This window comes from Halomonas tibetensis (assembly GCF_042643535.1).
In the GTDB taxonomy this organism is placed as follows: domain Bacteria; phylum Pseudomonadota; class Gammaproteobacteria; order Pseudomonadales; family Halomonadaceae; genus Halomonas; species Halomonas tibetensis.
In genome coordinates this window covers 147,416-170,065 of record NZ_JBHRSQ010000004.1, presented here as the reverse complement: position 1 = coordinate 170,065, position 22,650 = coordinate 147,416, and the positions used below count along the sequence as shown (strand labels likewise).

Below are 22,650 nucleotides of genomic sequence, written 5' to 3'. Positions count from 1 at the left end.
GTTCTCATGGCCGCGCACTCGGATAGGTGGTGGGGAGAGTGGTCTGCACTTCCAGCCATATCTGTTCTTCATTCAGGGGATTGTTTCCCCATAGCCTGTCCTGCAGCCGGTTGCCGGAGTAGCTCAGCGTGAGTGCCAGGCCGGACCGGTTGGTGTCGGGCTCGCGAATGGTCCAGTTGAGCTGGCCACTGGCGTAGCGGTTTACCTCTCGCTGAGCAAAAAACGGGTCGTCCTGAGCATTGTAGTGATCGAGGCTCAGATCGATGCGTGCGGACAGGCGATCGGGAATCAGGTCTGCCGTGGCCCCAAGGCTGTAAAGCTGCTGGTCGATACTTTCTCCGCCTGCCCGATAGCGCGTGCGAGTATCCTGAATGCCTGCCGTGATGTAGTAGCGGTCAGACAGCTCAAGGCCCAGCTGCCAGCCGAGATGCTGTAAATGGGTGTCCGGCTGCCAACCGGTGTGGTCGGTCAAACGATCGATTCCCGCCTCCACCGACCAGTTCCAGCGTGGTTTCTGGAAACTGGCAGATACCTGTACGCCTTCGGTGGTCAGGTCTTCGGGAAAATAGCTGGACGGTGTCGACAGGTGCTGACGTCTTGTGCGGTTCAGGGACAAGGTGTAGCTGGGTTGTCCGAGATGGGCCAACAGACTGCCAGGTTCTGGCTCCTCGTAGTCGCTGAAACCTAGCTGTGCCTGCCAGCGCTTTGTTTCCGTGGTGGGATAGCTGGCATTGCGGTCAAGATTATTCTCTTCAAGCGTGTAGCTGGTATCCCAGAACCATTTGTCATGTTCGCCGGAAACGAAAAGACGGCGCATGTAAAGATCGTTGGGAAGCGTGCGATGAGCAATGCTTCGATAGAAGGCCCCCACCTGTTGAGCCTCTGCGCCGAGACGCCAGTAAACGGGAGTGTCTGCTTCCGATGGCTTGGGGTCGAGGGTGACGAGTCCTGACCAGGCACTATCACTGACCGCTTCGAAGCCGAAATCGCGACCATCGAAGTCATAGTGGCTGTTGGCATGCTCGAGCCGCATGCGAAGTGATCTGTCCATGAAAAAACCATCCATGACGGCGTTCCATGCATATCCATCGTGGACACTGTTGGCCGGATTTGCCGGCCAGCTGCTGGCGTTTGTTCCGCTTACGCGTCCGCTGAGGTAGGTGGCGCTGAACTGAATCTCCGTGCTTTCCCCTGGCTCCCAGCGACTCTGCCAACGTCCTCCGGTGATTCGGTTGTCGGCATCTTCCAGTCCGATCCCGTCTCGGAGCCCCAGGGCTCGAGTCCCTTTCATGCTGAAGAGTTTAAGGTCGCTTTGCATGCGGTCGAGCCTGATATCACCGGCCATGCCGCGCTGTTGATAGCCGTCCATGACAAGGCTTGATTCGCCCATGCTCTGGTCCCCGGCGGTGACGCTGGTTGAATCGGTCTCGGCAAGGATCGTCATGCGCGTCATGTCCAGGCGCCGCCCCGTGGTGCCCTGGCTGGCTCGGTTGACGTATTCCAGGTCGGCCTGTCCCTCGAAACGCAGATGATCCGTCTCCAGCTCGGAATACCATTGGCTGAAGCCGCTGGCGTTGAACGCCTCGGGGCCGCCCATGTTGTGCTCTGCCAGCCGCTGATTAACGGTCAGTTCCGTGTTTCCCTCCAGGCTGACGCTCTTGAGACTGCTGCTATGGCGGACCTCGAAATGCCAGTAGCCGATTTCTCGCACGGTGCCGTCCTGACCATAATACATCAGGCGAAGGTGATGTTCCCCCGTGTCCAGTTTACGCACTGGGCGGTAGAGCAGGTCATCATTGCGCCATTGCACCATGTCGCTGATGTCGATGTCGTCGAGCTCCAGGTGGAGCTGCGTCCGCTGGTCAGTCGTCAGAGGTGAGGAAAACGTCAGCTTCAGGTCTGCATTGGCAGGCAGAAAGCTTCCGGGTGCCGATTCGCTGAACTCGGCACTCCAGTGCTGTGGTGGGGGTGATGCCAACGCCGTTAGTGCCGGAATGAGACACAGCATTGGCAAGGCGCATGCCGTTGGTTTCATGTCCCTATGCCCCTTGATGATTATTATGCGGTGGCCGAGAAGGTGGTGAAGGCTCTGAATGTCTGGCCAAGAACGAGGGCGCTGATACGAGTCCGTGAGCGTTGGAATGGCATGCTGGCCTCCAGGGCATTGTTCTTCGTCTGATCGAAACGTACCGGGTTCACAGGTAGGTCGTTGGGACGAGGGAAGGCGTTCACTGTTTTTAACGCTGAGCATTATTCTTTTTTCAGCCTAGTGGCTTATTGACGAGCCGCCAGCGTCGTCTTTATGCACTGTCAACGGCCTCAGGACGATGAAAGATGCGGCGGTCACGGGGTCGGTCCTCTTGAGGTATTGTCAGCTCGGGGCGGGCAGTTCACCATCCTTCGCTTACCCTTTAAAAAAGATGGAGCGCCGCTATGAGCAATACCCCTCAGGATTCCCGCCGCCGCCACTCCGCCACGGTGGTGGATGGCCCAGGCAAGGCGGCCAGCCGCGCCATGCTGCGCGCAGTGGGCTTCACCGACGACGACTTCGCCAAGCCCCAGGTGGGCATCGCCTCCACCTGGAGCAACCTCACCCCCTGCAACAGCCACATCGACGAGCTGGCACGCCACGCCAGCGACGGCGCCGATGCGGCGGGCGGCAAGGGGGTGATCTTCAATACCATCACCATCTCCGACGGCATCGCCAATGGCACCGAGGGCATGAAGTACTCGCTGGTGTCGCGGGAGGTGATCGCCGATTCCATCGAGACGGTGACCGGCTGCGAGGGCTTCGACGGCCTGGTGGCCATCGGCGGCTGCGACAAGAACATGCCGGGCTGCGTGATGGGGCTGGCGCGCCTAGACCGGCCCAGCGTGTTCGTCTACGGCGGCACTATCCTGCCGGGCAAGGGCCATACCGACATCGTCTCGGTGTTTGAGGCCATGGGTGCCCACAGCCGCGGTGATATCGACTTGATCGAGCTCAAGCAGATCGAGGAGACGGCGATTCCCGGGCCGGGTTCCTGCGGTGGCATGTACACCGCCAACACCATGGCCTCGGCCATCGAGGCGCTGGGCATGAGCCTGCCGGGTAGCTCGGCCCAGAATGCCGTCTCCAATGACAAGCGCGAGGACTGCGAGGCGGCCGGTGCCGCCGTGCTCACGCTGCTCGAGCGCGATATCCGCCCCTCGCACATCATGACCCGCGAGGCGTTCGAGAACGCCATCACCGTGGTGATCGCGCTCGGCGGTTCCACCAACGCGGTGCTCCACCTGATCGGCATGGCCAGCACCATCGGGGTAGACCTCTCGCTCGAGGACTTCACCCGCATCGGCAAGCGCGTGCCGGTGCTGGCCGACCTGCGCCCCAGCGGCCACTACATGATGAGCGAACTGGTGGCCATCGGCGGGATCCAGCCGATGATGAAGCTCCTGCTCGAGGCCGGCCTGCTGCATGGCGACTGCCTGACGGTGACGGGGAAAACCCTGGCCGAGAACCTGGCGGAGGTGGCCCCTTACCCCGAGGATCAGAAGATCATCGCGGCGCTGGACAGCCCCCTCAAGGCCGAGAGCCACCTGCGCATCCTGCACGGCAACCTGGCGCCCGAAGGGGCAGTGGCCAAGATCACCGGCAAGGAGGGCACGCGCTTTGCAGGCACGGCGCGGGTGTTCGGCTCCGAGGAGGAGGCCCAGGCACGCATCAACGATGGCACCGTGGTCTCCGGCGACGTGGTGGTGATCCGCTACGAGGGGCCGAAGGGCGGGCCGGGCATGCGCGAGATGCTCACGCCGACTTCTGCGATCATGGGCAGGGGCCTGGGCAGCGAGGTGGCGTTGATCACCGACGGGCGTTTTTCCGGTGGCAGCCACGGCTTCGTGGTGGGCCACGTGACCCCCGAGGCCTTCGACGGCGGCCCGCTGGCTCTGGTGGAGGACGGCGACCGGATCACCATCGATGCCGAGGCCGACACCATCGAGATCGATCTCAGCGACGACGAGCTGATGCGCCGTCACGCCGCCTGGCAGCAGCCGGCACCGCGCTATACTCGCGGCGTGCTCGCCAAGTATGCCAAGACGGTAAGTTCGGCCTCCACCGGGGCGGTCACCGACGCCCTCGACTGAGACTTTTGCGCGTCTGAGCGCGGGCACCGATACAATAGCGCCCCCGCCGGGAGACCGGCGGGGGCGTTTGCTTGCATGACGCCACATGACGATGCCTCGGCTGCTGGAGAGATGCGTCTTGGAGCGTCTTCCGGGGCAGTTTGTTTGCTCAGACAGTTAGCCGGATCGACGTCGGCTCATCGGTGGGCTTTCTCGAGCGCTCCTCTAGGCGACCAATAACCGCGGCCCTGTCGTAGCCGAGTGCTCGCAGCGCCTCCAGGCAGTCCGTAGCGCGGTTGGCGGGAACGCTGGCCAGAAGGCCGCCTGCGGTCTGGGGATCAAACAGCAGCGGGTAGCGGGGATGCTCGACCCAGTCAGCCTGATCGTGAATGGCGCGGCGCAGCCGAAGATTGGCGGGCTGCAGGGAGCTCAGGATGCCGGCGGCGGCGGTCTCTTCGGCGCCATCGAGGATGGGCAGGGCCGCCAGATCGAGCTCGGCATCCACGCCGGAAGGCATCGTCATCTCCACCAGATGGCCCAGCAGACCAAACCCGGTGAGGTCGGTGCAGGCACTGGCGCCGTGCTCGCGCAGGCAGGCTGCGGCCTGCCGATTCGACTGGCACATGTTCTTCAGGGCGGCGTCGATCCAGCGCCCCCGGGCGGCCAGCCGGGCATGGGCGGCGAACAGCGTGCCGGTGCCCAGGGGCTTGGTCAGGATCAGCACCTCCCCGGGTCGCATCCCGCCCTTGCGCAGTACCTCGGTCATGTCTTCATCGACCAGGCCGTTGACGGCAAACCCCAGCGCCAGTTCGCTGCCCTCGCCGGTGTGCCCGCCGACCAGGGCGCAGCCGGCCTCGTTGAGCACCTCCACGGCGCCGGTCATCATCTGGCGGACCGTCTCCTCCACCTTGGCCTCGAGCCCCTGAGGCACGGTGGCGATGGCCGTGGCGGTCTGAGCCTCGGCGCCCATGGCGAAGATGTCGCCCAGGGCGTGGTTGGCGGCGACCTTGCCGAACACGTAGGGGTCGTCGATGAAGGCGCGGAAGAAGTCCACGGTGTGCACCATGGCCTTGCCCGGCGGCACTCGAACCACGGCGGCGTCGTCCGGCGCGTGCAGGCCGATCAGCACCTCCTCGCGCGCCACCGGTGCCAGATTGGCGATGGCCCGGGACAGCACCGAAGCGCCGACCTTGGCCCCGCAGCCGCCGCAGCGCATGGCGGCTGCCGAGATCGCCTGATCGTTTTCGGCCTCGTCGAGGGGGACGCGGTTGGCGCCGAGCGGCTTCGCGGGGCCTTCCGGCATCGATGGCAGGTCATTGAGCTGAGGCATAAATCGGGACATGAAGCGTCGGTCGATGCTGTCCTTCCAGCGCCATACCCAGTTGCCGGCGAGGCAGAGGCCGCCCCGGGAGGCCACGGCGTGGCGATCGCCGGTGCTGATCAGGGCGAGCCATTTGGCCTGGGGGTGGTAGGGCGTGAGCGGCCTTCCGGTCACGGCGGCACGGAGGTTGTCGGCCAGCGGTCGGCCCTGGCGCACCGCGAACACCCCGGCCTTCTCGCGGGGGTGGTGGATCTGGCTGGCGATGTCGCCAGCGGCGAAGATGCGCGGATCCGACGGCGAGCGCAGGGTATCGTCGACCTGAATGAAACCGTCGTCGTCGAGGGCCAGGCGGGTGTCGCGCAGCCAGGCGGCCCCACCGGCGTTGGTCACCCAGACGATCTCGTCGGCGTCATGCCAGTGATCATCCGCGTCTTTCAACCGCCCCGCGGCCACCTCGACGATGTCCGTACCGGTACGTACGGCAACATTGCGTCTGACGAGGGTATCGCGGAAATGCGCCTGTACTCGGGCGTTGTGGGTCGGCAGGATCGACTCGCCGCGGGTATAGAGCGCGAAGGAGAGCTCGGCCGGGTCGCGCCCCCGGGCGGCCAGCTCTTTGCCCAGCCGGAACTGCATGGCGAGCAGCAGTTCGACGCCGCCGGCACCGCCACCGACCACCGCGACGCGGGTTTGCCCCGGGTGCTCCTCGATGCGATGGAGCAGCGTCTGCCAGCGGTCATTGAAGCGGTGAATCGGCTTGACCGGGATGGCATGGTCGCCGGCGCCGCCGACCAACTCCATACGTGGGGTCGAACCGATGTTGATCGACATGACATCGTAGGACACCGGGGGGCGTGAGCGGCACAGCACTGTCCGCGCATCATGGTCGATGCCGATGGCCTCGTCGCTATAGAAGCGGGCTCCGGCATACTCTGCCAGGCGTCGCAGGTCGATGTGCACGTCGTCGTAGCGGTAATGCCCGGCGATGTAGCCCGGCAGCATGCCCGAGTAGGGGGTATGGGTATCGCGGCAGATCAGAGTGAGCCTGACGCCCGGTTCGGGTTTCATGGCGAAGCGTTTGAGCACCCCCACGTGGGTGTGCCCGCCGCCGACGAGGACGATATCCCGTAACGCGGGTAACCCCGGGGGCTGCTGCGATGGCTGCATGGTAAGGCTCGCTCCAGATTGATGAGGCAACACAGTGATCAGGCAATGGGGTGATCAGCCAATGGGGTGATCAGGCATTGCCTCTCAGTCTAACCGCCAAGGAGGACCAGCGGGCGGTCGGCCCTGCCTTTCACGACGACGCCCCCGCCGGTCTCCCGGCGGGGGCGTTCTGTGGTGCCAGCGTGGCGCTGGCATGGGGGGCTCAGGCGCGGCTGACCTTCACCGGCAGGCCCTGGCGCACGCTGGCGCCGCTGATGGGTTCGAGCCAGGTGCCGTCCACGTTGCGGGTCGGGTCACGGAAGCCCAGGTCGTTGATGTTGATGCCGGCGCGCAGCCAGGGCATGTCCGGCTGGGACTCGCCGTCGATCACATGGGGCGTGGCGCCCAGGTCGCGGTGGCCGTAGCCGTGCTCGATGCCCAGCGAGCCGGGCATGACGCTTTCGCTGACCAGCGCCAGGCCCACCACGCTGCCTCCGGGGCTCTCGATGCGAATGGTATCGCCATGGCCGATGCCGAAGCGCTCGGCGTCCTCTCGATGCATCTGCACCGGGTTGTAGGGCTTGATCATGCGCAGCCGCTCGTTGCCGATGGCGTAGGAGTTCATCAGGTTGGACTTGAACGAGAACGCCAGCAGCGGCCAGTCCTCTTCGGTGAACACCTCACGCATGGCCTGCTTGTTGGCCAGCAGCGGCAGGCTGTGGCAGGGCGTGCCGCGGTTGGGCTTGCCGCTCATGGTGTCGATGCTGGTGCCCACGGTCTCGTTGTAGACGCAGAGCGTCCGGCGCCAGGCGTTGGTCAGTCGCTCGCCTTTGAAGTGATCGCTGGCGTCCTCGAAGCGCCCGCCGCGGGCGTAGAGGTAGGCCACCCGGTCGCGCTCCTCCTGCTTGAGCGTGCGCTCGAGGCGTGGCAGCAACGGGTCGAGTCCGGCATGGGCGATGTCGCTCTCGCTGGCCTCGGGTAGCGGTTCGCCCTGGAAGGCGATATTGGCCGCAGCGCGCAGGTAGTAGTCCTCGGCGCGGTTGAGCGGGTGCAGGCTGCCGTCGGCATCGGGGATCGCTTCGTCGCCGAAGCCCGCCAGGCCCAGGCGCTTGGCCACGGCGATGAAGAAACTGTCCATGGTGACCGGCTCGCCCTCGGCGGTCTTCTGCTGTCGGGGCTCCACCACCGGCCAGCAGGCAGTGGTCATCTTGCCTAGCGCACCCTTCCAGGCGCCTGTAAAGCCCCATACCTCGTACATCACCGAGTCGGGTACGACATAGTCAGCGTAGCGGTTGGTTTCGTTGATGAAGCCGTCCACCGCCACGAATAGCCCCAGGCGCTTGGGGTCCTTGAGCTTGTCGGCGATCATCGCCTCGAGCCCGGCCTGGCCGTAGATGGGGTTGGCCATGCAGCCGATCACCGCCTTGATCGGGTAGGGGTAGCCGTCCAGCGCCGAGGGAAGGTGCTCGGTGAGGGTGGGCGGAGCGAAGGAGCGCCACGGCGCCTTGGCCGGGTAGGGGTTCTCGCCCGCCGCCACCTTGCGCTGGTACTCCGAGGAGCGCTCGTAGGGGAAGCGCGAGCGGGAGAGGAACACCCCCTGGGGGCCACGCTTGCCGGGGAAGTTGGCCAGGTCATAGCGCGGGCCGGCGCCGGTGCCGTTGAAGGTCCCGCCGCCCACGGCGCTGCCGCCCTTCATGTTGTAGTTGCCGGCCAGCAGGTTGAGCATCTGCACGCCGAAGGCGGCGTAGAAGCCGTTGCCGGACATCATGCCGCCGTGGCAGTTGACCACGGCGCGGCGGCCGTGGCTGGCGTAGCGGCTGGCCAGCTCGACGATGGTCGCCTCGGGAATGCCGCAGTGCTCGGCATAGGCGGCCAGCTCATGCTCATGGGCCGCCTCGCGCAGCAGGGTCATGCTGCTCTTGACCCTTACGGTGGCTCCGTCGGGAAGTGCTACCTCGCGGTCGACGAACAGCTCGGCGGCCATCGCCTCCTCGCCGTGCACCAGCTCGCCGTCGACCACCACCATGGGGGCGTCGGCGTCGCTGTCGGCTTCCGCCAGGCCCAGATCGCTGGCACGCAGGAAGTGTCCGCGACGCGAATGGTTTTCGGTGTCGATCACCAGGTGGGTGGCGTTGGAGTGGGTCGCCTCGCCGGCGGCGTCCGCGGCGGCCTTGCCCGGCAGTTCCAGGAATGCCTGGGCGTAGCCTTCGTTGTCGAGCAGCCAGCGAATCACCGCCATGGCGAAGGCGCTGTCGGAGCCCGGGCGGATAGGTACCCAGCGGTTATTCTCGGCAGCGTGGGAGGTGGAGGCGTTGAGCGCCGGGTCCACCACCACGTACTCCAGGGTGCCGGCGGCGCGGGCCTGGGCGATCAGCCGACCCTGGCGCTTGAAGGGGTTGCCGGCCTGGCTCGGCGCGGTGCCGATGTACATGATGAAGCGCGCGTTCTGGATGTCCGGCTTGACGTGGGCGTTGGCACCCAGGTCGTTCATCACCGCGCCGGAGCCCATGCGGAAGGCCAGGCCGCAGTAGGAGCCGTGGTGGCCATAGTTGCGGGTGGCGAAGGCGTTGAGGGTGAAGCGCTTGAGCAGATCGGAGCGGCCGTAGTCGGTGGCTTCCATCACCATCAGCTGGTTGGCCCTGGGTCCGAATTCCGGGTTCTCCGGATCGATCAGGGTGTCGTGGTCGTGGATGGCGCGCAGGCCGTCTACGTGACCCTCGCCGAACAGGTCTCCGCCCTCGCAGACCTCCTCGATCAGCTGCTCGAAGGAGATCTTCTGCCACTCGCGGGCGCCGCGTTCGCCCACCCGCTTGAGGCAGTGGTCGACCCGGAAGGGACTGTAGAGCTGGCTCATCATGGCGTTGCCGCGGGCGCAGGCGGTGGAGCGGTTGACCTGGCCCTGGCCGCCGTAAGCGCTGACGTGGCGCAGCGCCTCGGACACCGGGGTGCGCATGGGCAGGTGGTCGTCCGCGGAGAGCGGGTGATAGGGGTTGCCGGAGACGCGCAGCACCCGGTCGCTTTCGTTGTCGACGCGGACCCGCACGCCGCACTGGGTGGTGCAGCCGTAGCAGATGGTGAAGGCGGTCCGCTGGTCCGGGTTGAGGGTCAGCTCACCGGTATCGAGGTCGACCCGATACTCCGGCGCCAGAGAGTTGCCGTGGATGCGATCCTTGGGCTTCTCGCCGGCGCTGCCGGTGACGCCCTTGGCCATCTTGGCAAGGGGGTCGGAGTAGCCGGCGACGAAGGTGGCGGCACCGCCGGCGGCGACAGCGCCCTTCATGAAGCGGCGGCGTGAGGTATCGACAGGGGGCTTAGCCATGGCTGGGGGCTCCTTCAGTGGTTGCCGCAGCGCTCCGGGCGTCGGGGTGTGCAGGGCTATCGGATGGTGCAGGGCTATCAGGGGGCAGGTCGGTAGCGCTGCCGCCCTGGCTCGCCTGGCGCCAGGGAATCAGCAGGTCGATCACCAGGACCGCGGCAAGCCAAAGGCCGAAGGTGCCGACGATGCCAAGCAGACCGGAAGAGCCCGCGGGAATGCCGTAGTGGTGGAAGCCGGCGCTGTTGCGTGCCACGTGTTGCACGTCCATCAGCACCACCCAGCGGAACATCCAGCCCATGTGAATGGCCACCAGGCCCAGCACCCAGGCCCAGGCGAAGAGCGCCGGACGGCGGGCGGCGGGGCGGGTGAGCAGATAGAGCACGGCGCCGAACAGCGCCACGCCGGTCAGGCCACCCCACAGGGCGGTGCTGCGCCAGGAGGGGCTCTCCCGCACGGACTCCAGCGCCGCGGCCACCGAGCCGACGTTGGCGTTGATGCCATCGAGAAACCAGCTCCCGGCGACGAGACCCGCCACCACGCAGGCGCCCAGCAGTACCTTGAGCATCTGGGTGTTGGTGGCCATGTCCCGCATGCCGCTGACTCGGTTGAGCACCAGGGTCAGACCGGCAGCGGTGATGAAGCCGGTGGCGACCAGCATCGGCGGCAGCCAAACGGTGTTCCACAGCGGGCGCGCCTTGACGATGGCAAGCTCCGCCCCGGTGTAGAGCATGATGCCGGTGGAGAGCACGAGGGTGCCCAGGCCCACCAGCACCAGCAGCGCGCGAGGGGTGGCGCCATTGCCCAGAGAGAGCCAGCGTGCAGTGAGCCCCATAAGGCCGTCTGCCTGGCGGTTGGCCTGCAGCGCGGGACGCCAGGCCAGCCAGCTGAGCACAAGCACGCCCACCACGTAGAGCGGCAGGATCAGGCTGCCGATGGACATCCAGGAGCTCGAGGTGGAGAAGGCGTAGAAGTGCCAGAAGCGCAGCGGCTGGTGAAGGTCGGCGAGCAGCGCCACCGGGGCCACCAGGGTGGTGGTCAGGCAGGCCAGCAGGGCGAGGCGCGCGGTAGGCAGCCACTTCTCCTTGCCGAACACCAGCGCCGGGGCGGCCAGCCACAGAGTGGCGTAGGAGATGGCGATCAGGAAGAAGTACTGCACGGCCCAGGGGTACCAGGCGATGGCGTAGCGCGGAGCGAGCAGCTCAATGGCCATGGAATTCATAACCCATCTCCTTGCCTTGGGGATCGAGGACTTCCAGGGCCACCGGCTCGGCGAGCGGGCGCGTGGTGAAGCGCTCGTCCATGCCGAGATAGAAGACCTGGGGCAGGGTGTTCTTTTCAGGCTGCAGCACCATGAGCGCGTCGCGGTGCTCGGCGATCATGCGGCTGATCTGGCTTTCCGGGTCGCGCATGTCGCCGATGATCCGCGCGCCGCCCACGCAGCTCTCCACGCAGGCCGGCAGCAGGCCGGCTTCCAGGCGATGGGCGCAGAAGGTGCACTTGTCGGCGGTCTGGGTCTTGTCGTTGATGAAGCGTGCGTCGTAGGGACAGGCGTTGACGCAGTAGGCGCAGCCCACGCAGCGGTCGCTGTCTACCACCACGATGCCGTCCTGGCGTTGAAAGGTGGCTTCCACCGGGCAGACCGGCACGCAGGGCGGGTTTTCGCAGTGGTTGCACAGGCGCGGCAACATGAAGGTGGCCAGCTCGCCGGTCTCCTGGTGCTCCACCTCGTACTGGGAAACGGTGGTGCGAAACTTGCCCAGCGGGGCGTCGTTTTCGATATGGCACGATACGGTGCAGGCCTGGCAGCCGATACACTGGCGCAGGTCGATGAGCATGCCGTAGCGCTTGGTGGGATCGCCTTCTCGGCGCGGCGGCTGGCTGTTGATTCCGGCGCTGGCAACGCTTGAAAGCGGTATCAGGGCGGCACCCGCGCTGAGGCGGGCCAACTGGCCGAGAAGGGAGCGGCGAATATGATCCATGGCGCCTCCGGTGGCTGGGTGTCGCGGGGAATTGCCCTGCGGCGGTAAAGAAGGATGACACCGGAAAGATTACCTTCGACCAAGGTCGGGGCGCTTGATATGAATCAAGAGATTGTTAGCATGCTCTTAATGTTCGCGTAATGTTCGCGCAAGTCTCTGGCGGGAAAAAACGACCCATAAACGCACACGCCCCAACGGGACATCGTCGGGGCGTGCGATTTGAATGGGGTGCGACGGCGTCAGTGCGAGGTGGGCTGTCGATCGATGGTGCGGTGGAGAAGCTGCAACTCTTCGACCGATAGATGCTCGATGCGGCCGGAGAGCAGATCGCTGACCTTCTGGGCCGGCAGGCCGGCGCGTCGGGCAATGTCTCGGCAACCAAGGTCTGATACGGCGATCAGCCGGCTCACGATGCGCATGAGGCGTGAGCGTTTTTCCAGGTCCCTGACGTCGAGGTCAGGGCTACTTCGCGGGGGGTCGGAAAGATCCGCGCCGTGGGTGTGACGTGCAGTACTCATGATGCTCCAGTGGGCGATTGCGACATGCACACTATGGCGGCTGTTTGGCGATTTTGCCAGTGTCGATTCGATGATGTTTTGGTGGCACGCTCATGGCGGGCTCCGGTCGTCCGCGGGGTGCCGCGAGGCACTCCGCGGATGGCCTAGAACAGCAGGCCGGGCAGCCAGAGAGCGATGCTCGGGTAGGCGACTATCAACGCCAGGCCGAGGATCTGCAGGGCGACAAAGGGCAGGGCGGAGCGGTAGATATCCACGATCGTTATGGACTTCGGGGCGACCGATCGCATGTAGAACAGGTTGTAGCCGAAGGGGGGCGTCAGGTAGGCGGACTGCATGCTTAGGATGAAGAGCACCGCAAACCAGGTGGTGTCGAAGCCCAGTTCGCGCACGATGGGCACGTAGAGCGGCACCGTGATGAACAGGATGGCGAAGTCATCCAGGAACATGCCCAGCAGGAAGAAGCTGAATAGCATGAAGATGATCACGGTATAGGGGGACAGGGAAAAGTCATCGATCATATCGCTGATGACCATGCCGGCACCGAGGCCCATGTAGATTCGGCTGAAGAAGACCGCGGCAATGGCAATCCAGATCAGCATGCCGGTGATCTTTGTGGTGCTGAGCATCACATAGCGCAGCAGCCCCCAGCTGAGTTTGCCGCGCATGGTGGCGATCAGCAGGGCCCCGGCAGCGCCGACCGCGGACGCCTCGGAGGGTGAGGTCACGCCGCCGATGATGCAGCCGAGAACCGTGACCACCAGCAGTCCCGGCGCAATGATATGGCGTAGGGACTGCAGCTTCTCCCTGGTCGTGTAGCGTTCCTCCGGCGGCGTGGCAGGCCCGAGCGATGGATTGAGCCGGCAACGGATAAGAATGTAGATCATGTAGATACCGGCCAGCATCAGGCCCGGCATCAGGCCGGCTGCGAACAGCTTGCCCACCGATTCCCTGGCCAGGAAGGCGTAGACAATCATCAGCACGCTGGGTGGAATCAGAAAGCCCAGCGCGCCTCCGGCCATGATGGTGCCGGTGACCAGCCGCTTGTGATAGCCACGCTTGAGCATGGCCGGCAGCGCGATGATGCCGAGGCTGACGGTGGCCGCGCCGGAGACGCCGGCCATGGCGGCGATCAGTGCACAGATCAGCACCGTGCCCACCCCGAGCCCACCGGGGACGCTGCCCATCAGCTTGTGGATCATGCCAAACAAGTCATCGGTGATACCCGACTTCTCGAGTACGAGGCCCATGAAGATGAACAGCGGCAGGGAGACCAGCAGGAAATTGTCCATGGCGCTGTAGGCAGAGGCCAGGAGCAGGTCCACGCCGCCCGGGCCGAACATTACATAGGCGCTTCCCATGCCCGATATCATCAGTGCCAGGGCCAGCGGGGCTCCCATTGCCATGAGCACTATCATGGAAAAGAACATGATGGCGGTTACTGTGAGGGGCTCTAGGTTAGCCATATTGCAGCCCTTCTATTGGCACGCTTGTGCGGCGTGCCATGAATGAGGTGGTTCGCGGAGAGAGACTCATTGGTCTGGTTCATCCTCGTCGCTGCGGGGGTCCTGGAACGTAACGCCGGCCAGGCGCAGGCCTGCGCGTAACAGCTCCGCCAGGCATTGCAGCATCAGCAGGGCCACAGCCAGCGGTATGGTCGCCTTGATCGGCCACAGCGGTGGGCGCCATACGCTGCGATTGGAGAATTCTCCGATGCTCCATGCGTGGTAGGCAAAGTCCACGGCCATCTGAAGGACGATCGCGAGGACCACCAGGGAAAGGGTGAAGATCACCACGTCGCAGAAAGCCTGGGCACGACCCGGCAACAGGCGATAAATGACGTCGCTGCGCACGTGGCCCTGATGACGAAGGGTGTAGCTTCCCGCCAGGATGCTGAGTGCACCGAAGAACATGGTCGAGAGCTCATGCCCCCAAATGGTGGGGGAGTTGAGCATGTAGCGAGCCACGACTTCAAAAATCAGTACACCGATGATGCCTAGCGTCAGCCAGGAGGTGGCCCTCCCGACCCAGTCGGAAAGACCATCCTGCACCCTTAAATAGCGGGTGACTTTACTCACTCAGCCGTCCTTGCTCGATGGCGTTGTTGATCAGGATCTCCACAGCACGGGCATTGCGCTCGGATTTCTCGGCTTCCGCTTGCCAGATAGGCAGCGCGGCCTCGGCCATACGCATGGAATCTTCTTCCGGCAGCACGGCGAATTCGAACAGCTCACCCTCGTCGATGATGCGCTGGTTACCCTCTTCCAACCAGTTGTGAACATCCTCCAGGTACTGGTCAATCCCGTCTGTCAGGATTTCCTGCTGCTCTTCGGTGAGGCCTTCCCAGGTTTGCGGATTGATCAGGGCGTTCTCGGTCCAGCCCGGGTTGAGCAGATTGATATCGGTGTAATACTTCGCGACTTCCTGAAGTTTGAGCTGCTCATATTCCACCGGTCCGCCATAGATGGCACCGTCGATGACGCCTGTCGAGATGGCGATATAGAGCTCCTCGCCCGGCAGGAAAACCGTCGGAATATCAAACTTTTCCAGAACAGTGGCAATGGAGCTGGTCGCGCGTAGGCGCATGCTGGCCAGGTCTTCCAGGCTGGTAACGGGCTCACGGGTCAGCAGGCCATAGTCGCTACCGAAGCCGCGGCCGATCAGCTTGACGCCCTGCTCTGCATAGGCTTCTGCTACCAGCTCATCGAGACCCTGTCGGTCGAAGATGTCGCGGGCTTCCTCAACGTTTACCCAGGCACCGGGCAGGCCACCTTCGATGGTGCCGATGCTGACGCGCCCCGGCCAGTAGCTGCCTACACCGTGAGCGATATCGATGGTGCCGCGCGCCACGGCATCCACGAACTGATCGCTGTCGACCAGTTCGCCGCCGCGGAAGGACTGGATGCGGATCGAGCCGTTGCTGGCCTCGCTGACCCGATCACGCAGGTCGGCGGCGATCTGATCAACTTCTGTGCCATAGAAGGTATGCATGCGCAGGCGCACGGTGTCGGCATAGGCCAGCTGGCTGGCAACGACCGATACGGCTACCGAAGTGGCCAGGGTACTTTTGAGTAAGGTTGAAAGCTTCATGGAAGGTGCCTCTTTCTGCTGCAGTTGGGAGTTGTATATTGTTGCCTGTAGATCTGTGCCACAGACCATATCTGCTCCTCGAGTAAAGCATATGGAAAAGGCCTGTTCCATAAAAATTTCGACATAAATAGTATTATGTCGACACTTGTTGCTTTGATTGCTAAGTAACTTTTGTATCGCAGAAAGTCACTATTTTTTAGCTACGTTGACATAATTTAAAAATGTAGATATTTTTAAGGGGAACTCTCACCGCTCATCCCCTGGAGCCCCCGACATGACCGTTCTCGCCCAGCTTCCCGCCCTCGCCATGCCCCTTCCCGCCGACATTCGAGGCTTTACCCTGGCGCCCTCCGCGGCGTCGCCGCGCCTGCTTCAACTGACCATTACTCGCGATGTGGTCGCTGCCTTCCTCAAGGCCGTCGCCGAGTGGCCTGTTCAGGCGCTTGAGTACAAGTCCATGCTGCGCTTCCGGGTGGCGAAGATCCTCGACGACCTGTGCGATAACACCCTGCAGCCGGTGCTGGTCAATACCCTGGTGGATCGCGCCACCGGTGGCTTTCAGGTGGTGCCCGAGGGACTGGATTCTGTCGAGCAGGCCGACGACATGGTCAAGGTGGCAACTGCAGTAGCGCATCTGATGGGGCGTTCCAACTACGACGCCATGAGCGGCCAGTACTTCGCTCGCTTCGTGGTCAAGAACGTTGATAGCTCGGACAGCTACCTGCGCCAGCCGCACCGGGTTATGGAACTGCACAACGATGGCACCTTCGTCGAGCAGGACACCGACTATGTGCTGATGATGAAGATCGACGAACAGCACATGGAGGGCGGTAACTCCCTGCTGCTGCACCTGGACGACTGGGAAGGTCTGGAGCGCTTCTATCACCACCCGCTGGCGCGCCGTGAGATGCGCTGGACCGCGCCGCCCAGCAAGAACGTGGGCAAGGATATCTACCATGCGGTCTTCGACGTAGATGCCAGCGGTCTGCCGATCATGGCCTACATTGATCAGTTCGTGCAGCCCAAGAACTTCGAGGAGGGCAACTGGCTCACGGATCTTTCCGAGTCACTGGAGAACAGTCCGGCGATTCTTTCAGTGCCGAATCCGGTTGGCAGTTTCCTGCTGATCAACAATCACTTCTGGCTGCACGGCCGTGATCGTTTCACGCCGCATCCGGAGCTGCGCCGCGAATTGATGCGCCAGCGCGGCTACTTCACCCACGCCAAGACCCTGCGCAAACCGCGTCAGGTCTAAGGGTAACGTCGCAAGCAGCGAGTTACCCTGACCAGGCCACGCCGTGACCACGGCGTGGCCGTCTTATTGCAGGAGCGAGGAAGGCATGTACGATTTCATTATCGTGGGCGGCGGCATCCTGGGGATGTCCACCGCCATGCAGCTCAAGCAGACCTATCCGGAACGGCGCATGCTGCTGCTGGAAAAGGAGGCGGGGCCTGCACAGCACCAGACCGGACACAACAGCGGGGTGATCCACGCTGGGGTCTACTACACGCCCGGCAGCCTCAAGGCGCGCTTCTGCCTGGAGGGCAATCGGGCCACCAAGGCCTTCTGCGACACCCACAAGATTCCCTACGACAGCTGTGGCAAGCTGCTGGTGGCCACCAGCGAGCTTGAGATGCAGCGCATGGCTGCGCTGTGGGAGCGCACCGAAGCCAACGGCCTCACGCGCGAGTGGCTATCGGCCGAGGCGCTGGCCGAGCGAGAGCCCAATATCACGGGGTTGGGTGGTATATTTGTGCCCTCCAGCGGCATCGTCGACTACGCCGAGATCACCCGGGCCATGGCCGCCGAGTTCGAGCGGATGGGCGGGGAAATCCGCTACGGCTGCAAGGTCACCGGCCTGGAGGAGCGCCGTCATGAAGTGGTGGTGACCACCGATACTGGCGAGTTCACGGGGCACTATCTGGTGACCTGCTCGGGACTGATGGCCGACCGGGTCATCCGCCTGCTGGGGCGTGACCCGGGCTTTACCATCTGCCCCTTCCGCGGCGAGTACTATCGGCTGCCGGCCAAACACAATGACATCGTCAACCACCTTATCTACCCCATTCCCGACCCCTCCATGCCGTTTCTGGGCGTGCACCTGACGCGCATGATCGACGGCAGCGTGACCGTCGGTCCCAATGCGGTGCTGGCGCTCAAGCGCGAGGGCTATCTCAAGCGCGATGTCTCGCTCACCGATATGGCGCGGATGTTCACCAACCCCGGTATCCTCAAGGTGCTGGGCAAGAACCTGCGGCCGGGCCTGGTGGAAATGAAGAACTCGCTGCACAAGCGTGGCTACCTGGAGCTGGTGCGCAAATACTGCCCGGGTCTGGTCCTTGAGGATCTCGAGCCCTATCCGGCCGGGGTGCGCGCCCAGGCGGTCTCTCGCGATGGGAAGCTGGTGGACGATTTCCTGTTCGTGAATACCCGTCGCACTCTCAATGTGGGCAACGCCCCGTCGCCCGCGGCCACGTCTGCCATTCCCATTGGGGCCCATATCGTCGAGCAGGTTAAGACGATGGTGGAAGAGTGAGGTGATGTACCGAGCAGAGGTGCGATCCCGCGGCGCTGCAGGGCTCACTTGCGGAATTGCCGAATAAAACCAGGAACGTAGAAATATGGCCGTTGGCTTCTCACGCACAGGGCGTGCTAGCTTTCGTTCTGGCGTGATGATTTCTCGCGCCGATAACTCTACAAGATAATCGGGTTTCAGCCCGGAGGATTGCCATGCAAGCCATCAAGTACGCCGTCGCCGCCTCGCTGATTGCCACGGCCCCGCTGGCCGCGGCGCAGCAGCTCTCCATCGCCACCGGCGGTACCGGCGGCACTTATTACCCTCTCGGCGGCGGCTTGGCCGAGATGATCAACAACCACATCGAGGGTGCGAGCGCCGTGGCCGAGGTCACCGGGGCGTCGGTAGAGAACATGGGCCTCGTATGGCGCGGCGATTCCGACCTGGCGCTGGCGCTGGCTGATACTGTCTACCAGGCCCATAACGGCACCGGCGACTTCGAAGGGCGTCAGCTTGACAATATCCGCGCTCTGGCATCGGTCTATCCCAACGCCGTGCAGCTTGTCTCCCTGGCCGATTCCGGTGTCGAGACCCTTCAGGACCTGAAAGGTAAGCGTGTCTCCGTCGGCGCCCCGGGCAGTGGCACCGAGCTCAATGCCCGCGCGTTGCTGGAGGCCAACGGCATCAGCTACGACGATTTCGATCCGCGCAGGCTGAACTTCAACGAGACGGCCGACGCCATTCGCGACGGCGATATCGAGGCCGGCTTCTGGAGCGTGGGGCCGCCCACCAGCTCCATCCTCAACCTGGCCACCACTCGCGACATCCACCTGATTCCCCTTTCCGACGAGGAGGTGGCCAACGCTCGCGAGGCCGAGCCGGTCTTCGCTCCTTACCGCCTGCGCGCTGGCCTCTACGACGGCATGGACGACGCGGTTCAGACCATCGGCATTCCGAATGTGTTGGCGGTGAGCAGCGAGATGGACGACGATCTGGCCTATCAGATCACCAAAATCCTTTTCGAAAACACTGACGAGCTGATCGCGGTGCATCCGGCTGCCAACGACACCACCGTGGAGTTCAGCATCGATTCGACCCCGATCCCCTTCCATGCTGGCGCCCTGCGTTACTACGAGGAGATCGGTGCCGAGGTTCAGGACCACCAGCGCCAGTAAATCGACCGGGCCGGGCGCTTCAGTGCGTTCCGCGATCCTGACTGCAAGCCGCCGCGCCTTCGTGCCGGCGGCTTTGCTGCTATGCCTGCTGTTGCCGCTTTCGGTGCTGGCCGCGGAGGGCTGGCTCGAAGTGCATGACGATGACGGCCGCCGGATCGCCGCGTTGCCGATGCCCGAGGGTGAGGGCTGGTGCCTGGAGTGGAACCATTCGGTGGAAGGCTTCGCGGTGCTCGACTGCTACCGCCATCGCGACGGCCGCATGGTCCTCGAACGCAGCCACCTGCCCGACTTCGCCGCGGGGCTGGATCATATCCCCGGCCGCGGTCGCCAGGTCTCCGACGGCGAGGGCGGCTACTGGATCGAGGCGATCGACGAGCCGGTTCCAGGCAACGCCTATCTCCTGAGGGTGGGGAGCCTGCGAGTGGATCACCGTTTGGTAGTCGAGGGTCAGCGCATCAGTTTGAGCCGCCTGGCCGCCAACCGGCGGGTCACAATTCGCCTGACCCTACCGGACTGAAACACGACCCTTCGAGATAAACACGATGAGCGATTCGGACAACTCACCCATTGTCCCCGGCAGCCAGGCGAACCATGCCCGGCCGGTACTGTGGCTGATCACCCTGGTGGCGGTGGGACTCTCGCTGTTCCAGCTTTATTCTGCCGGCATTCAGCCATTAGGGCTGTTCTATCAGCGCAGCATTCACCTGATGCTGATCATGCTACTGGCCTTCCTGATGTTTCCGGTGTTCGGGCCTCAGCGCCGTCGCGGTGCTCTGGGCTGGGCCATCGACTGCCTGTTCCTCGTCGGGGCTCTGCTGACAGGGGGCTATCTGGTGATCTACCTGGACGACATCTTCGGACGTGCCGGGTTCTGGAGCCAGACAGACATCGTGGTGGGCTGTATTGCCGTGGTGACCGTGCTGGAGGCGGCACGCCGGGCGGTGGGGCTTGGCATGACGATCATCGGCCTGATTGCCATCCTCTATGCCTTTTCCGGCCCTCGAGGCGAACTGCCCTGGCTGGGCCAGTTCCTGCCCGGCATTCTGGAACACCGCGGCTACAACATTGACCGTTTGGTGGGTCAGCTCTACCTGGGACAGGAGGGCATATTTGGCCTGCCGCTGGGTGTCGCCGCGACCTATATCTTCGTCTTTGTGCTGTTCGGTGCTTTCCTGGAGATCACCGGCGCCGGCAAGTTCTTCATCGACATGGCCTATGCGGCGACCGGTCGCCAACGGGGCGGCCCCGCCAAGGCGGCGGTCATCGCCTCAGCGGGCATGGGCTCGATCTCGGGCAGCGCTATTGCCAACGTGGTGACCACCGGCGCCTTCACCATCCCGTTGATGAAGCGCCTGGGCTACCAGCCCAAGCAGGCTGGCGGTATCGAGGCGGCGGCCTCCACCGGTGGCCAGATCATGCCGCCACTGATGGGGGCGGGGGCCTTCCTGATCGCCGAGTACACCCGGATGCCCTATCTGGAGGTGGTCAAGGTCAGCATCGTGCCGGCCATGATGTACTTCGGCACCGTCTACCTCTTCGTGCATATCATTGCCCTGAAGCAGGGAATGCAGGGCATGGCCAAAAGCGAGCTGCCGCAGATGCGCGATGTGATGCGCCAGGGCTGGCACTTCCTCCTGCCGCTGGGGGTGCTGGTCTGGCTGCTGGTAATGAACATGTCGCCGATGCGGGTGGGCTACTACGCCGTTATCACCATGTTGGCGGTGGCGGTGCTGCGCTTTCTGGTGTGGTTCCTGTTTGTCGCCCCGCGCCAGGGCCAGCCCGTCACCCCTGCAGGCATCGGCGAGGCGCTGTGGGCCGGTTGGCATAAACTGGTCCAGGGCCTGGCGCTGGGTGCGCGTAACGCCGTGGCGGTCTCCATGGCCTGCGCGGTGGCCGGCATCATCGTCGGGGTGGTGGGACTGACCGGATTGGGGCTCAAGTTCTCAGCGATGATGCTGGCCTTCTCCGGGGGTAATCTGCTGCTGGCGCTGATCATGGTGCTGCTGGCCAGCCTGGTGCTGGGCATGGGCCTGCCGGTGACCGCCAGCTATATCGTGCTGATCGTACTGGTGGGCCCGGCGCTGACCGCCGAGTTCGGCGTTCCGCTGTTGATCGCGCACCTGGTGGTGTTCTGGTACTCCCAGGACTCCAACGTGACGCCACCGATTGCGCTGGCCGGCTTCGCCGGGGCGGCGATCGCCGGCAGCAAGCCCATGGAGACAGGGTTCCAGGCGTGGAAGTTTGCCAAGGGGCTCTACCTGATACCGCTGTTCATGGTCTACAACCCGGAGCTCATCATGGGCGGCCCGCCGCTGGTGGTGGTGTGGACCGCGTTGACCGGCTTCCTGGCACTGGCGGCCTTCGCCGCCGCCCTTGAGGGCTATCTCTTTGTTCGCCTGGCCTGGCCGCTTCGTGTGTTGCTGCTGCCGGCCATTGTGGCGGTTTTCTACCCGAACCTCATGGTGGAGGCGGCCGGAGCCGCCGTGATGCTGACAGTGATCGCCGGCAACTGGCTGGCCAGCCGACGTGAGAACGCCGCGCCTTGCTCATAAATCGTGACGTTCCATCCACTGAGCGATAGCGGCACCAATCTCCCGGGGCCGGTCTTCTTGAAGGTAGTGGAGGCCTGGCCCCACATTGACAACCTCGGTATTCGGCAGTCGATCACGATACCCGGCGGCCACGTCAGGAGAGACAAGAAGACCGGGGTCGGCATGGATAAGCAGTTTCGGCAGAGCGGACTTTTGTAGCCAGTCCATGTAAGCCATCTGGATGTCATAGATTTCGGCTGGTTCGCCACCGATGCAGAGGTTCTGTGGAAACTTGCAGAGTATCCGCCGTGCTACCGGGTCAGTCCATGGAGCACGGTAGGCATCCAGTTCGTTTTTTTCCAGCGTACGCAGCGTCATTGCAGGCAGTATGCTCTCGATAAACAGATTCTCGTCGACCATCATGCGCTCGGCGTTCTGCTGAGACGCGCGAAGGGTCTCGAAGAACTGCCGTGTCTCGGTATCGAAAGCCTCATAGCCTGGAATCGGAAATAACATGGACTCCATGAAAGCCAGCCCCTTGATATGTTCAGGGTGGCGTCGTGCGTAGTGAAAGCCGAGGAAAGATCCCCAGTCGTGCCCCACAATGGTCAGGTGCTTGAGATCGAGGCGCTTGATAAAGGCATCAAGGTAGCGGATGTGGTCTTTGATTTCGTAGTGGATATCGGGCCGGTCTGACAGACCGTAGCCGATAAGATCGACAGCGATCAGGCGTCCCTTCCCTTCAAGTTCGGGCAATACCTTTCGCCACAAATAACTCCAAGTGGGCTGACCGTGCAGGAAGAGCACCGGATCACCATCACCATGCTCGACATAGTGCATCCTTGATCCGAGCACATTCGCATAGTGAGATGTATAGGGGAAGTCTTTGGGTTTGGTCGCACTCATGACGGCTTGCTCCCTTCCGAATGGATGATGGACTTGTAGGCGATGTTATCCACG

At 63.7% G+C, this 22,650-nt stretch carries 16 protein-coding genes; 6 read left to right on the top strand and 10 right to left on the bottom strand.

Features of this window, described 5'->3' with window-relative positions:
• Positions 1-4: 4 nt before the first annotated feature.
• The gene (locus tag ACFODV_RS00950) at positions 5-2,035 is read right to left on the bottom strand and encodes a hypothetical protein (RefSeq protein WP_379753266.1); all 2,031 of its coding nucleotides are present in this window, start codon (positions 2,033-2,035) and stop codon (positions 5-7) included.
• Between the two features lie 398 nt (positions 2,036-2,433).
• On the opposite strand from ACFODV_RS00950, the gene ilvD reads away from it, so the two are divergent.
• Positions 2,434-4,122 (top strand): dihydroxy-acid dehydratase, encoded by a 1,689-nt coding sequence (ilvD, locus tag ACFODV_RS00945; RefSeq protein WP_379753263.1) that lies wholly within the window; start codon positions 2,434-2,436, stop codon positions 4,120-4,122.
• Between the two features lie 148 nt (positions 4,123-4,270).
• Here the strand turns inward: ilvD and selD are convergent, their stop codons facing one another.
• The 8 genes from selD to dctP form a co-directional block, all read right to left on the bottom strand.
• Positions 4,271-6,589, bottom strand: a complete 2,319-nt coding sequence (gene selD / locus ACFODV_RS00940; protein ID WP_379753260.1) for a selenide, water dikinase SelD — start codon at positions 6,587-6,589, stop codon at positions 4,271-4,273.
• A 202-nt stretch (positions 6,590-6,791) separates the two neighbouring features.
• Positions 6,792-9,887: a molybdopterin dinucleotide binding domain-containing protein gene (locus tag ACFODV_RS00935; protein ID WP_379753257.1), complete on the bottom strand. Its 3,096-nt coding sequence runs from the start codon at positions 9,885-9,887 to the stop codon at positions 6,792-6,794.
• The gene (gene nrfD / locus ACFODV_RS00930; RefSeq protein ID WP_379753254.1) at positions 9,880-11,103 is read right to left on the bottom strand and encodes an NrfD/PsrC family molybdoenzyme membrane anchor subunit; all 1,224 of its coding nucleotides are present in this window, start codon (positions 11,101-11,103) and stop codon (positions 9,880-9,882) included. The genes ACFODV_RS00935 and nrfD overlap by 8 nt, the downstream gene beginning before the upstream one ends.
• On the bottom strand, positions 11,084-11,863 hold the full coding sequence (gene dsrO / locus ACFODV_RS00925; RefSeq protein WP_379753251.1) for a sulfate reduction electron transfer complex DsrMKJOP subunit DsrO: 780 nt from the start codon (positions 11,861-11,863) through the stop codon (positions 11,084-11,086). Before dsrO ends, nrfD begins: the two co-directional genes overlap by 20 nt.
• A 239-nt stretch (positions 11,864-12,102) precedes the next feature.
• Entirely contained in the window at positions 12,103-12,381 is a 279-nt protein-coding gene (locus ACFODV_RS00920) for an XRE family transcriptional regulator (protein WP_379753248.1), read from the bottom strand.
• A gap of 143 nt (positions 12,382-12,524) precedes the next feature.
• Positions 12,525-13,784, bottom strand: coding sequence for a TRAP transporter large permease (locus tag ACFODV_RS00915; RefSeq protein ID WP_379753245.1), 1,260 nt, complete (start codon positions 13,782-13,784; stop codon positions 12,525-12,527).
• A 126-nt stretch (positions 13,785-13,910) separates the two neighbouring features.
• Entirely contained in the window at positions 13,911-14,456 is a 546-nt protein-coding gene (locus tag ACFODV_RS00910; RefSeq protein WP_379753242.1) for a TRAP transporter small permease subunit, read from the bottom strand.
• Positions 14,449-15,468, bottom strand: coding sequence for a TRAP transporter substrate-binding protein DctP (gene dctP / locus ACFODV_RS00905; protein WP_379753239.1), 1,020 nt, complete (start codon positions 15,466-15,468; stop codon positions 14,449-14,451). The genes ACFODV_RS00910 and dctP overlap by 8 nt, the downstream gene beginning before the upstream one ends.
• Before the next feature lie 274 nt (positions 15,469-15,742).
• Here dctP and glaH point away from each other — a divergent pair, with 274 nt between their 5' ends.
• The 5 genes from glaH to ACFODV_RS00880 all read left to right on the top strand — a co-directional run bounded on the left by glaH (position 15,743) and on the right by ACFODV_RS00880 (position 21,711).
• Complete coding sequence (glaH, locus tag ACFODV_RS00900; protein ID WP_379753236.1) at positions 15,743-16,723, top strand: glutarate dioxygenase GlaH; 981 nt, start codon at positions 15,743-15,745, stop codon at positions 16,721-16,723.
• A gap of 85 nt (positions 16,724-16,808) precedes the next feature.
• Positions 16,809-18,005, top strand: coding sequence for an L-2-hydroxyglutarate oxidase (gene lhgO, locus ACFODV_RS00895; RefSeq protein ID WP_379753233.1), 1,197 nt, complete (start codon positions 16,809-16,811; stop codon positions 18,003-18,005).
• A 194-nt stretch (positions 18,006-18,199) separates the two neighbouring features.
• Positions 18,200-19,159: a TAXI family TRAP transporter solute-binding subunit gene (locus tag ACFODV_RS00890; RefSeq protein WP_379753230.1), complete on the top strand. Its 960-nt coding sequence runs from the start codon at positions 18,200-18,202 to the stop codon at positions 19,157-19,159.
• 130 nt (positions 19,160-19,289) lie between these two features.
• Positions 19,290-19,676 (top strand): DUF1850 domain-containing protein, encoded by a 387-nt coding sequence (locus ACFODV_RS00885; RefSeq protein ID WP_379753298.1) that lies wholly within the window; start codon positions 19,290-19,292, stop codon positions 19,674-19,676.
• Positions 19,677-19,701: 25 nt separating this feature from the next.
• Entirely contained in the window at positions 19,702-21,711 is a 2,010-nt protein-coding gene (locus ACFODV_RS00880) for a TRAP transporter permease (protein ID WP_379753227.1), read from the top strand.
• Here ACFODV_RS00880 and ACFODV_RS00875 read toward each other — a convergent pair.
• On the bottom strand, positions 21,706-22,596 hold the full coding sequence (locus ACFODV_RS00875; RefSeq protein ID WP_379753224.1) for a haloalkane dehalogenase: 891 nt from the start codon (positions 22,594-22,596) through the stop codon (positions 21,706-21,708). The genes ACFODV_RS00880 and ACFODV_RS00875 overlap by 6 nt on opposite strands.
• Positions 22,597-22,650 lie beyond the last annotated feature (54 nt).